This is a genomic window from Streptomyces sp. NPDC043870 (assembly GCF_056435785.1).
Genome location: NZ_JBWKDT010000052.1, coordinates 1 through 13,031 on the forward strand (window position 1 = coordinate 1; position 13,031 = coordinate 13,031).

Consider the following 13,031-nt stretch of genomic DNA (forward strand, 5'->3'; position numbering starts at 1 on the left):
ACCACTGTGTGGTCGGCGGGTTCACATCTTCATAGAGTTTCGGTGGTCATAGCGTTAGGGAAACGCCCGGTTACATTCCGAACCCGGAAGCTAAGTCTTTCAGCGCCGATGGTACTGCAGGGGGGACCCTGTGGGAGAGTAGGACGCCGCCGAACAATCTTTAGCCTCAACCCCCGGACCATGTCCGGGGGTTGAGGCATTTTTGCGTTCAGGACGACGTCTTCGGGTGTCTCGAAGAACTCCCAGATCAGATCGGTCGCGTTGACGCCCGTCACCGGGTCGCCCATCTCTGGTCCTTGCTGCCAGGCCAGTTGTGGCCCATGTCCGGGAGGCGGTACGTGTTGAAGCCGGTCAGTTTGGCGGCGTACGTGCCGTCGGCAGGGAAGGGGTGCATGACGACGACCAGGGGGATGGTTCTGAGCACACACGAGTTCGGGGTATGATCTATTCCGTTGCCGCGCGGGAGACCGCGAAAGCGCAACAGGCCCCTATAGCTCAGTCGGCAGAGCGTCTCCATGGTAAGGAGAAGGTCAACGGTTCGATTCCGTTTGGGGGCTCCGAACGGAAGAAGGCCCCCGCCTCACGGCGGGGGCCTTTTTCATGTCCGGATCCGGTTCAGCCCGTGTGGGGCTCCGGGACGCGCATGGCGAGGATGGCCATGTCGTCCGAGGCGGGCTCGGCGGCGAACCGCTCGACCGCGCGGAGGATGCGCGCGGCGACCGCGCCGGCTGTCAGGCCCGTACAAGTCGTCAGAACGTCGATGAGGCCGTCGTCGCCGAGCATGCGGGTGCCCTCGCGGCGTTCGGTGACGCCGTCGGTCACGCAGAGCAGGACGTCGCCCGGGTCGAGGGTGACGGTCTGCTCGTACAGCTCCAGGTCCTCCATCACGCCGAGCAGGGGTTGTGGCTCGGCCGCCGGTTCGACGGAGCCGTCCTGGCGCAGGCGCAGGGGGAGCGGATGGCCGGCACAGACGACCTTCAGGAGCGCGGAGCCGTCCTCCTGGGGCCACAACTCGCCGTACAGGAGGGTGAGGAAGCGACTGCGGGCGCCTTCGTCGAGGATCGCCGCGTTCAGCCGCTCCAGGACCGCGGGGCCGCCGAAGCCCTCGCGGGCCAGCAGACGCAGGGCGTGTCGGGCGAGGCCGGTGACGGCGGCCGCCTCCGGACCCGTACCGCATACGTCGCCGATGGCGAAGCCGTACGCCCCGTCGCGGATCGGGAAGAGGTCGTAGAAGTCGCCGCCGACCTCGTTGCCTTCGCCCGCGGCGCGGTAGATGACCTCGACCTCGACGCCCGGGACCTGGGGGAGGCCGGGCGGCAGGAGGCTGCGCTGGAGCGACTGACTGATGGCCGTGCGCTCGGAGTAGAGGCGGGCGTTGTCGAGGGCGAGGGCCGCCCGGCGGGAGAGGTCCTCCGCGAGTTCCAGGATCTCCTGGCGGAAGTGGTCGTCGGAGGGCTTGCCGAGGGTGAGCATGCCGATGACGCGGTTGCGGGCGACCAGCGGAAGAACCACTGTCTCGCCGCCGACCGCGGAGGCCGTGGCCAGGGTCGTACCGATGCCGGAGGCCAAGTGGGTGGCGCCGAGACCCAGTTCCCGCATGGAAGTGCGCAGGGCGGCCTGGTGGGCGGCGTCGGCCGGTGCGGTCCAGACGCGTGCGCCGGGGGTGGGGACCGGGTCCGGCGGCTGGATCCGGGAGAGCAGGGCCTTCAGGCCGTCGATGCGCTCCTCGTCCTCGTGCAGGACGTACGAGAGGTACGGCTCGGAGGCCTGGTCGGCGATCGTGTAGACCGCGCACCAGGTGGCGAGGGTGGGCACGGTCATCTGTGCCATTAGGGCCAGCGTCTGGTCGCGGTCCAGCGTGCCCGCCAGCAGGTCGGAGGCCTCGACGAGGAAGCTGAGTGAGCCGCGGCGGAGCCGTTCCAGCTCGCCGAGGCGGGCGGATTCGACGGCGAGCGCGATGCGGTCGGCGGCGAACTGCAGGCGCAGCGCTTCCTCGTTGGAATACCGGCCCGAGGCTTCCGCCGCGACGCCGAGGGAGCCGGTGAGGCGGCCCTCGACCTTGAGCGGGACGGTGACGACGGAGCGCATACCGGTGCCGCTGAGCAGCGGGACGGCGCCGGGAACGGCGGTGAGGTCCTCGTGGACGGCGGGCATACGGGCCGAGCCGTACCGGCCGGTGCCGGCCTCGACCGGGACGCGGGCGAACCGCTGCCGTGCGGAAGGCAGCCCGGTGGTGGCCCGTACCTCCAGCTCCGTCTCGTCGTCGGTGGCCAGGAGCAGGAAGGCGGAGTCGCCGTCGAGCATGTCGCGGGCGCGCTCGACCGTGCGCTGGAGCAGACCGTCGAGGTCGTCGGGGGCGGGAGAACCGATGAAGACCTCGAAGGGGTCCGCATTGCGGTTCTCCGGTCCCGAGCCGTCCGTGGCGGGGACGCGGACAGGGGTCTGCAGCACCGCGCGCTCGTAGTCGCGGACGAGGAGGCAGACGGTGGAGGCCTCGCCGTGGGTGTCTCGGACGCGCAGATGGGAGGCGTAGACGGGAACGACGCGGCCGTCGGTGCCGCGGATGCCGTAGCTGCCTTCCCAGCGGGACAGTTGGAGGGCCTCGGCGATACCGGTGCCGATGCCGGGGGTGTGCGGCCAGGCGGCGAAGTCGCCGAGGGGCTTGCCGAGAACCTGGTCCGCGGCGTAACCGAAGAGCTGTTCGGCGTCGTCGTTCCAGGAGGTGATTGCGCCGTTGCGGTCGATCTGGGCGACGGCGACGCGTACGCGCTCGTCGGCGACCGGGAGGAGGTCGGTGGGGAGGACCGGGCCGGCCGAGCGGGTGCCCACCATGCGCTGCGGCAGATCGAGCTGGAACCAGACCTGCTTGTGGGTCGGTGTGTACTCGACACCCCAGCGGGTGGCGAGTGCCGCGCAGAGCAGCAGCCCCCGGCCGTTCTCGCGGTCGGGGTGGGCGTGGGTTCTGCCGCCGCCCTGGATGGGGATCTCGCGCTCGGGATAGCGGTCGGCGACCTCGACCCGTACGCCTTCATCGGTCCGCAGGCAGAGCACGTCGGCGGCGGTGCCGGCGTGGATCACCGCGTTGGTGACGAGCTCGCTGGTGAGGACCACGGCGTCGTCGACGACGTCGGAGTATCCCCAGCCCTGGAGCGTGTCCCGGACGAAAGCCCGGGCGGTTGCCACCGACCGTCCGACGGGGTCGAAGCTGGCAGCCGCCCGCGCGGTGATCACAGAACTCCTCGTACGCGTCTCGACGCCCGGCTCTGCCATGGTCGGTGCCGCCCCTCCCGGTGCCCGGTGGTAGTCCTCGCGCCATACGCCCCCGCCGGGCGACCGGGGCGGTTGGACAGCCGGATGCCAGGTTACTTACCTTCGCTGTCCGAGCGGATGCCGGTCACCGCCGTTTCCGCCTTCCGAAGGCGGGGACGCTAAGCGAAGCTGCCGAACTGTTATGGCCTGGTTCGGCTGCGGTGAAACACTGGGCAAGCTTCCTGAGACAGCCCGAGCATGATGGTCAACCCCTGCGGGAGGGACACGGTGGAGTCTGGTGCAACAGCGCGGGGCACTGGCACGCGCGCACAAGGCGGTCAATCCCGGAGGAATCAGCCACGCGGGGGGACGACGGAGGTGGACACCGCGGCTCTGAACCGGCTGCTGGTGGCTCTCGTCTCGATGCGGGACGGAAACTTCCGCAAACGGCTGACCGTGTCGGGTGACGGCGTGATGACGGAGATTGCCGCCGTCTTCAACGAGGTCGCCGACCGCAATCTTCATCTCACCGGTGAGCTGGCGCGGGTGCGCCGTGTCGTCGGCCGTGAGGGAAAGCTCACGGAGCGGCTGGAGCCCGGGCCCTGTGAGGGTTCCTGGGCCGCCGCGATCGACGCGTCGAACGCGCTGGTGGACGATCTGGCCCGGCCGGTGTCCGAGGTCGGCAGGGTGCTGTCGGCGGTCGCGGAAGGTGATCTGGAGCAGCGTATGGAGCTCCGGTCGCACGCGGCCGAGGGTGATGACGCGGTGCGTCCGCTGCGCGGCGAGTTCCTGAAGGTCGCGCGTACGGTCAACAATCTGGTCGACCAGCTGTCGGCGTTCACCGACGAAGTGACGAGGGTCGCACTGGAGGTCGGCACCGAGGGCAAACTCGGCGGCCAGGCTCAGGTGCGAGGTATGTCCGGTTCGTGGAAGGATCTCACGGATTCGGTGAACACCATGGCGTACCGGCTGACGGCCCAGGTGCGTGACATTGCTCTCGTTACGACGGCGGTCGCCAAGGGTGACCTGTCCCGGAAGGTCACCGTCCATGTGGCCGGCGAGATGCTCCAGCTGAAGAACACCGTCAACACGATGGTGGACCAGCTGTCCTCGTTCTCCTCCGAGGTGACCCGGGTCGCGCGTGAGGTGGGTACGGAGGGCGAGCTCGGCGGGCAGGCGGCCGTGCCGGGTGTCGCCGGTGTGTGGAAGGACCTCACCGACTCCGTCAACACGATGGCGGGCAATCTGACCTCGCAGGTGCGGGGCATCGCGGAGGTCACGACGGCGGTCGCCAACGGTGATCTGTCGCAGAAGGTCACGGTCAGCGCGCGCGGTGAGGTGGCGCAGCTCGCCGAGACCATCAACCAGATGACGGAGACGCTGCGTACCTTCGCGGACGAAGTGACCCGGGTGGCGAGCGAGGTCGGCGCGGAGGGTCTGCTCGGCGGTCAGGCGCAGGTGCCGGGCGCGGCCGGGACGTGGAAGGACCTGACCGACTCGGTCAACACCGTCTTCCGCAACCTCACGACACAGGTGCGGGACATCGCGCAGGTGACGACGGCGGTCGCGAACGGTGATCTGTCGCAGAAGGTCACCGTCGATGTCGCGGGCGAGATGCTGGAGTTGAAGAACACCGTCAACACGATGGTGGACCAGCTGCAGTCGTTCGGTTCCGAAGTGACGCGGGTGGCCCGGGAGGTCGGCGTCGAAGGCCGGCTGGGCGGTCAGGCCGAGGTGCCGGGCGCGGCCGGGACGTGGAAGGACCTCACGGACTCGGTGAATACGGCGTTCCGTAACCTCACCGGCCAGGTGCGGGACATCGCGCAGGTGACGACGGCGGTCGCGAACGGTGATCTGTCGCAGAAGGTCACTGTCGACGTGGCGGGCGAGATGCTGGAGTTGAAGAACACCGTCAACACGATGGTGGCGCAGCTGTCGTCGTTCGCCGACCAGGTGACACGGATGGCGCGGGACGTGGGTACGGAGGGCCGGCTCGGCGGCCAGGCGCGGGTCGACGGCGTATCCGGTACCTGGAAGGAACTCACCGACTCCGTCAACTTCATGGCGGGGAACCTGACGTCACAGGTGCGGCAGATCGCTCAGGTCACCACGGCGGTGGCCCGTGGTGACCTGTCGCAGAAGATCGACGTGGACGCGCGCGGCGAGATCCTGGAGCTGAAGAACACCATCAACACGATGGTCGACCAGCTGTCGGCGTTCGCCGAGCAGGTGACCCGGGTGGCCCGTGAGGTGGGTACGGACGGGCGCCTCGGCGGCCAGGCACAGGTGCCGGGCGTCGCCGGTGTGTGGCGCGATCTGACGGACTCCGTGAACGGCATGGCCGGGAACCTGACCGCCCAGGTCCGCAACATCGCCCAGGTCGCCACGGCGGTGGCTCGTGGTGACCTGTCGCAGAAGATCGATGTGGACGCGCGCGGCGAGATCCTGGAGCTGAAGAACACCCTCAACACGATGGTCGACCAGCTCTCGAACTTCGCGGAGCAGGTGACCCGGGTGGCCCGTGAGGTGGGCACCGAGGGCATCCTCGGCGGCCAGGCCGAGGTGCAGGGCGTCTCCGGTACCTGGAAGGACCTCACCCAGTCCGTCAACTTCATGGCGAACAACCTGACCTCGCAGGTGCGCAACATCGCCGAGGTGACGACGGCGGTCGCCAAGGGCGATCTGTCGAAGAAGATCACCGTCGATGCCAAGGGCGAGATCCTGGAGCTGGTGACGACCGTCAACACGATGGTCGACCAGCTGTCCAACTTCGCGGACGAGGTGACGCGAGTCGCCCGTGAGGTGGGTACGGAAGGCATTCTCGGCGGCCAGGCGCGGGTGCGTGGCGCCACGGGTATCTGGAAGGACCTGAGCGACAACGTCAACACGATGGCCGCCAACCTGACCAGTCAGGTGCGGAACATCTCCCGGGTGTCGTCCGCGGTCGCCCACGGCGATCTGACGAAGAAGGTGACGGTCGAGGCGCGCGGCGAGGTCGCCGAGCTGGCCGACACCGTCAACACGATGGTGACGACGCTGTCTTCGTTCGCGGACGAGGTCACGCGTGTGGCCCGTGAGGTGGGTACGGAAGGCGAGCTGGGCGGCCAGGCCCGTGTCCCGGGCGTGTCCGGCACGTGGAAGGACCTCACCGAGTCCGTGAACTCGATGGCGTCCAATCTGACCGGTCAGGTGCGCCAGATCGCCACGGTGACCACCGCCATCGCCAAGGGCGATCTCACCAAGAAGATCGACATTGACGCCCGTGGTGAGATCCAGGAGCTGAAGAACACCATCAACACGATGGTGGACCAGCTGTCTTCGTTCGCCGAGGAGGTCACGCGTGTGGCCCGTGAGGTGGGCACGGACGGCATGCTCGGCGGCCAGGCGCGGGTACGGGACGTCGACGGTACGTGGCGGGACCTGACGGAGTCCGTGAACGAGATGGCCGGGAACCTGACCCGGCAGGTGCGGGCGATCGCCGCCGTCGCCACGGCGGTGACCCGCGGCGATCTCAACCTGAAGATCGACGTGGACGCCGCGGGCGAGATCCAGGTCCTCCAGGACAACATCAACACGATGATCGCGAACCTGCGCGACACGACGCTCGCCAACGAGGAGCAGGACTGGCTGAAGGGCAACCTGGCCCGTATCTCCGGTCTGATGCAAGGCAGGCGCGACCTGGACGACGTCGCCTCGCTGATCATGAGCGAGCTGACGCCGGTGGTCTCGGCCCAGCACGGCGCGTTCTTCCTGGCGATGCCGACGGGCGGGGGCGGAGAGCTCGGCTCGGGCGGCGAGGGCTCGTACGAGCTGGTGATGCGCGGCAGTTACGGCTACTCGGCCGGATCGATGCCGATGTCCTTCCGGCCGGGGGAGACCCTGATCGGGACGGCGGCCGAGGAGAAGCGGACGATCCAGGTCAATGTGCCGCCGGGGTATCTGAAGATCTCCTCGGGGCTCGGTGAGGCCTCGCCCGCGTACGTGATCGTGCTTCCGGTGCTGTTCGAGGGGAAGGTCCTCGGCGTGATCGAGCTGGCGTCGTTCCAGCCGTTTACCCAGATCCAGCGGGACTTCCTCAACCAGATCGCCGAGATGATCGCGACGAGCGTCAACACGATCAGCGTCAACACCAAGACCGAGGTGCTGCTCAAGCAGTCGCAGGAGCTGACCGAGCAGCTGCGTGAGCGCTCCGAGGAGCTGGAGAACCGGCAGAAGGCGCTGCAGTCCTCCAACGCCGAACTGGAGGAGAAGGCGGAGCTTCTGGCGCAGCAGAACCGCGACATCGAGGTGAAGAACACCGAGATCGAGGAGGCCCGGCAGGTGCTGGAGGAGCGGGCCGAACAGCTTGCGGTCTCCATGCGCTACAAGTCCGAGTTCCTGGCGAACATGTCGCACGAGCTGCGCACACCGCTCAACTCGCTGCTGATCCTCGCCAAGCTGCTCGCCGACAACGCCGACAGCAATCTGACGCCGAAGCAGGTGGAGTTCGCCGAGACGATCCACGGCGCCGGTTCCGATCTGCTGCAGCTCATCAATGACATCCTCGATCTGTCGAAGGTCGAGGCGGGCAAGATGGACGTCAGCCCGACCCGTATCGCGCTCGTCCAGCTCGTCGACTATGTGGAGGCGACGTTCCGGCCGCTCACGGCGGAGAAGGGGCTCGACTTCTCGGTGCGGGTGTCGCCGGAGCTGCCGGCCACCCTGCACACGGACGAGCAGCGGCTGCTCCAGGTGCTGCGCAATCTGCTGTCGAACGCCGTGAAGTTCACCGACACCGGTGCGGTGGAGCTGGTCATCAGGCCGGCGAACGCCGATGTGCCGCAGTCGATCCGCGAGCAACTGCTGGAGGCGGGCTCGCTGCGCGACGCGGACGGCGACCTGATCGCCTTCTCGGTCACCGACACCGGCATCGGGATCGCGGCGAGCAAGATGCGGGTCATCTTCGAGGCGTTCAAGCAGGCCGACGGCACGACCAGCCGCAAGTACGGCGGCACCGGCCTGGGCCTGTCCATCAGCCGGGAGATCGCGCGGCTGCTCGGTGGCGAGATCCATGCGGCGAGCGAGCCCGGCCGCGGTTCGACGTTCACGCTCTATCTGCCCCTTCACCCGAGCGAACTGCCGCCGCAGGGCTACCCGCAGCTCGTGCCGGGCTCCGAGGCGCCGATGGCCGTGCTCGACGACACGGCGGCGGCTGTCGAGGCGGGCCGGCAGTCCCCGCCGGAGCCGACGCCGAGTGCCAACGCGCACCCCGGTCCCGCGACGCTCTTCCGGCGCCGCCGCAAGGCCCTGGGAGCCACGGACCTGCGCCACGCGCTGCCCGGCCAGCCCGCCGCGGCACCGGAGCCCTGGGGGGCGCAGCACCCGCAGGAGGCCTCCCACGAGCCCCGCCGCACCTTCGAGTTCCACAGCGAGAAGGTGCTCATCGTCGACGACGACATCCGTAACGTCTTCGCGCTCACCAGTGTGCTGGAGCAGCACGGGCTGTCGGTGCTGTACGCGGAGAACGGGCGCGAGGGCATCGAAGTCCTCGAGCAGCACGACGATGTGACGGTCGTACTGATGGACATCATGATGCCCGAGATGGACGGCTATGCGACGACGACGGCGATTCGCAGGATGCCGCAGTTCGCCGGGCTGCCGATCATCGCGCTCACCGCGAAGGCTATGAAGGGCGACCGGGAGAAGGCGATCGAATCGGGCGCGTCCGACTATGTCACCAAGCCGGTCGACCCTGATCATCTCCTCTCCGTCATGGAGCAGTGGATGCGCGAAACGTGACGATGGTTGGTCGCGTGTGCATCACAGTCTGATTGCGGACTGTGCGGATTCTCGTAAGTTGCTGACTGGCTGTGGCCGAAGGCGTGTGAGGGGCCGATATCCGGGGAACCTTCTGGTCTCCCACTGCGTTTCTGCTACGTGCACAGTGACATCGCGGTGACAGGGTGTGGCGACGGGCGGGGTGCGGCTACCATGACCGGCACAAGGACGGGCGGCGCAAGGGAGTCGTCCCCTGGGGCGGCGCCCGGTGCTTCCCCCGGCTCTTCGAGCTGGGGAGACCCCAAGCCGGGGCGAGGAGGGCGAGGCATGGTGCAGAAGGCCAAGATCCTCCTGGTCGATGACCGGCCGGAGAATCTGCTGGCGCTGGAGGCCATCCTCTCTGCGCTCGATCAGACGCTGGTGCGGGCATCGTCAGGGGAGGAAGCGCTCAAAGCGCTGCTGACGGACGACTTTGCGGTCATTCTGCTGGACGTCCAGATGCCAGGAATGGACGGTTTCGAGACCGCTGCGCACATCAAGCGGCGCGAACGGACCAGGGACATTCCGATCATCTTCCTGACCGCGATCAACCACGGTCCGCACCACACCTTCCGCGGTTACGCCGCGGGCGCGGTGGACTACATCTCCAAACCGTTCGACCCGTGGGTCCTGCGCGCGAAGGTCTCCGTCTTCGTCGAGCTCTACATGAAGAACTGCCAGCTGCGCGAGCAGGCAGCCCTGCTCCGCCTGCAGCTGGAGGGCAGCGGGCACGACACGGGCGACACCAAGGAGCCGGCGGGCCTGCTCGCCGAACTCTCCGCTCGTCTCGCTGCAGTTGAGGAGCAGGCGGAAGCGCTCTCCAAGCAGCTCGACGACGATTCGGCGGATGCGGCAGCCGTCGCCACCGCCGCCCATCTCGAACGCAAACTCACGGGTCTGCGCAGGGCGCTGGACGCCCTGGAGCCCGGTGCGGGCACGGGTACGGCGACTCTCCCCTCGCAGAACTAGCGGCCCGGCGAGGGCTCCTCGGCTGAGTAAACGTCAGTTTCCGGGCGCGGTACGAACGACACGAACGGGTGAAGCGGTGGGCACACGTGTCCGCCGCCGTTCACACCGGTAACCTCACCACCATGGCCTCACGTACGTCCGGCAAGGGTTCCCAGGGCACGGCGGGCACCGCGAAGCCGCGCGCCGGCCGTACGACTGGCGCTGCGAAGAAAGCGGCGCCCGCCAAGAAGCCCGCAGCCAAGAAGACCACCACCAAGAAGACCGCGCCCGCCAAGAAGGCGCCGGCGAAGAAGACGGCTGCGAAGAAGGCCGCTCCGAAACCCGCCCCCAGTCCTACCGGGGGCGTGTACCGGCTTTCGCGCGCCCTCTGGCTGGGTGTCGCGCACGCAGTCGGAGCGATGTTCCGGGGCATAGGACGGGGTGCCAAGGGGCTCGACCCGGCGCACCGCAAGGACGGGCTCGCGCTGCTGCTGCTGGCCCTCGCGCTGATCGTCGCCGCCGGCACCTGGTCCAATCTGCGTGGCCCGGTCGGCGATCTCGTCGAGATGCTCGTCACCGGAGCGTTCGGCCGGCTCGATCTGCTCGTGCCGATACTGCTCGCCGCGATCGCCGTACGGCTGATCCTCTACCCCGAGAAGCCCGAGGCCAACGGCCGTATCGTCATCGGGCTCTCGGCGCTGGTCATCGGCGTGCTCGGTCAGGTCCACATCGCCTGTGGTTCACCGGGGCGTGACGAGGGCTCGGAGGCGATGCAGGACGCGGGCGGCCTGATCGGCTGGGCCGCGTCCAAGCCGCTGGTCTTCACCATGGGGGAGGTCCTCGCCGTACCGCTGCTGCTGTTGCTCACCGTCTTCGGCCTGCTCGTCGTCACCGCCACCCCGGTCAACGCGATCCCGCAGCGGCTGCGACAGCTCGGCGTCCGGCTGGGGCTCGCCGACGCTCCGTACGAAGCCGACGAGGACGAGGACGAGGGCCGGTACGACGACGAGTGGCGGGAGGCGCGGCCCGTCAGGCGCTCGCGCCGGCGCGGCCCGTCCTCGGACGAGGTTTACGACGCGGAGCAAGCAGAGGAGGAGGCGCTCTCCCGGCGCCGGCGGCCGCGGCCCTCGGCGCAGCCCGTCCCGGACCGGCCCATGGACGCGGTCGACGTGGCCGCGGCCGCCGCCGCTGCTCTGGACGGGGCCGTGCTCAACGGGATGCCGCCCTCGCCGATCGTCGCCGACCTCACCCGGGACGTCACCGCCGACCGGGAGCGCGCCGTCGGACCCGTACCGGGCGCCAGGAGCGAGCAGCCGGTGCCCGCCGCTTCCGGCGGCGCCGTACCGGACCTGACGAAACCCGCACCCGAGGAGTCCCAGCCCCTCCCGCCGCGCGCCGAGCAGCTCCAGCTGTCCGGCGACATCACGTACGCGCTCCCGTCGCTGGACCTGCTGGAGCGCGGCGGTCCGGGCAAGACCCGCAGCGCCGCGAACGATGCGATCGTCGCGTCGCTGACGAACGTCTTCGCGGAGTTCAAGGTCGACGCCGCGGTCACCGGCTTCACCCGTGGCCCGACGGTCACCCGCTACGAGGTGGAACTGGGACCGGCCGTGAAGGTCGAGCGGATCACCGCGCTGACCAAGAACATCGCGTACGCTGTCGCCAGCCCGGACGTCCGGATCATCTCTCCGATCCCCGGCAAGTCCGCCGTCGGCATCGAGATCCCCAATTCCGACCGCGAGATGGTCAACCTCGGCGATGTGCTGCGCCTGGCCGACGCGGCGGGGGACGACCACCCCATGCTGGTCGCGCTCGGCAAGGACGTCGAGGGCGGCTACGTGATGGCCAACCTCGCGAAAATGCCGCACGTCCTGGTCGCCGGTGCCACCGGATCGGGAAAGTCCTCGTGCATCAACTGCCTGATCACCTCGGTGATGATAAGAGCGACTCCGGAGGACGTCCGGATGGTCCTCGTCGACCCCAAGCGGGTCGAGCTGACCGCGTACGAGGGCATCCCGCACCTGATCACGCCCATCATCACCAACCCGAAGCGGGCCGCCGAGGCGCTGCAGTGGGTCGTCCGCGAGATGGATCTGCGCTACGACGACCTCGCGGCATTCGGGTACCGGCACATCGACGACTTCAACCAGGCCATCCGGAACGGCAAGGTCAAACTGCCCGAAGGCAGCGAGCGCGACCTCCAGCCGTATCCGTACCTGCTGGTCATAGTCGACGAGCTCGCGGACCTGATGATGGTCGCCCCGCGGGACGTCGAGGACGCCATCGTCCGCATCACCCAGCTGGCGCGCGCGGCCGGTATCCATCTGGTACTGGCCACCCAGCGGCCCTCCGTCGATGTCGTCACGGGTCTGATCAAGGCGAACGTGCCCTCGCGGCTCGCCTTCGCGACCTCGTCGCTCGCCGACAGCCGGGTCATCCTCGACCAGCCCGGTGCCGAAAAGTTGATCGGAAAGGGTGACGGTCTGTTCCTCCCAATGGGTGCGAACAAGCCTACCCGTATGCAAGGCGCCTTCGTCACCGAGGAGGAGGTCGCGGCCGTCGTCCAGCACTGCAAGGACCAGATGGCCCCCGTCTTCCGGGACGACGTGGTGGTCGGGACGAAGCAGAAGAAGGAGATCGACGAGGACATCGGCGACGATCTCGATCTGCTCTGCCAGGCCGCCGAGCTGGTGGTTTCCACCCAGTTCGGGTCGACGTCCATGCTCCAGCGGAAGCTGCGCGTCGGCTTCGCGAAGGCCGGCCGGCTGATGGACCTCATGGAGTCGCGGAACATCGTGGGACCCAGCGAGGGCTCAAAGGCGCGTGACGTCCTGGTGAAACCTGATGAGCTGGATGGAGTGCTCGCGGTGATCCGCGGGGAGTCTCACTCGTAGGGGAAAATGAGGCAACCGTTTCCCTTGGTCGTACGTCAAGTTGGAGGGAGGGACAGCACCATGTCCCATCCTCACGCTGTCCTTCCATTCTGATGGCGTACAAACGGCATCCGCCCGGTTGCCCCACCCTTTCGTACCACCCCT

Annotated in this window: 5 protein-coding genes, 1 tRNA gene and 1 rRNA gene; 5 read left to right on the forward strand and 2 right to left on the reverse strand. The window is 68.4% G+C overall.

What is annotated here, in order from left to right; all coding sequences use genetic code 11:
* Positions 1-38: 38 nt before the first annotated feature.
* A 5S ribosomal RNA gene (rrf, locus tag AC0699_RS35160) occupies positions 39-155 on the forward strand.
* Between the two features lie 116 nt (positions 156-271).
* Here the strand turns inward: rrf and AC0699_RS35165 are convergent.
* A complete protein-coding gene (locus tag AC0699_RS35165; RefSeq protein ID WP_478668767.1) occupies positions 272-424 on the reverse strand; it encodes a hypothetical protein in 153 nt (50 codons plus the stop codon).
* Between the two features lie 60 nt (positions 425-484).
* On the opposite strand from AC0699_RS35165, the gene AC0699_RS35170 reads away from it, so the two are divergent.
* Positions 485-557, forward strand: a tRNA-Thr gene (locus AC0699_RS35170).
* 58 nt (positions 558-615) lie between these two features.
* On the opposite strand, the gene AC0699_RS35175 is transcribed toward AC0699_RS35170, so the two are convergent.
* Positions 616-3,270, reverse strand: coding sequence for a SpoIIE family protein phosphatase (locus AC0699_RS35175; protein ID WP_478668769.1), 2,655 nt, complete (start codon positions 3,268-3,270; stop codon positions 616-618).
* 267 nt (positions 3,271-3,537) lie between these two features.
* Here AC0699_RS35175 and AC0699_RS35180 point away from each other — a divergent pair, with 267 nt between their 5' ends.
* The 3 genes from AC0699_RS35180 to AC0699_RS35190 all read left to right on the forward strand — a co-directional run bounded on the left by AC0699_RS35180 (position 3,538) and on the right by AC0699_RS35190 (position 12,887).
* A complete protein-coding gene (locus AC0699_RS35180) occupies positions 3,538-9,027 on the forward strand; it encodes a HAMP domain-containing protein (RefSeq protein WP_478668771.1) in 5,490 nt (1,829 codons plus the stop codon).
* A gap of 306 nt (positions 9,028-9,333) precedes the next feature.
* Entirely contained in the window at positions 9,334-10,014 is a 681-nt protein-coding gene (locus AC0699_RS35185; protein ID WP_478668773.1) for a response regulator, read from the forward strand.
* Positions 10,015-10,136: 122 nt separating this feature from the next.
* Positions 10,137-12,887, forward strand: coding sequence for a DNA translocase FtsK (locus tag AC0699_RS35190; RefSeq protein WP_478668775.1), 2,751 nt, complete (start codon positions 10,137-10,139; stop codon positions 12,885-12,887).
* Positions 12,888-13,031 lie beyond the last annotated feature (144 nt).

What these genes read in the sequence shown, in the direction of transcription:
- AC0699_RS35190 (WP_478668775.1), top strand. Translation starts at nt 10,137, where the DNA reads ATGGCCTCACGTACGTCCGGCAAGGGTTCCCAGGGCACGGCGGGCACC.
- AC0699_RS35175 (WP_478668769.1), bottom strand. Translation starts at nt 3,270, where the DNA reads ATGGCAGAGCCGGGCGTCGAGACGCGTACGAGGAGTTCTGTGATCACC.
- AC0699_RS35185 (WP_478668773.1), top strand. Translation starts at nt 9,334, where the DNA reads ATGGTGCAGAAGGCCAAGATCCTCCTGGTCGATGACCGGCCGGAGAAT.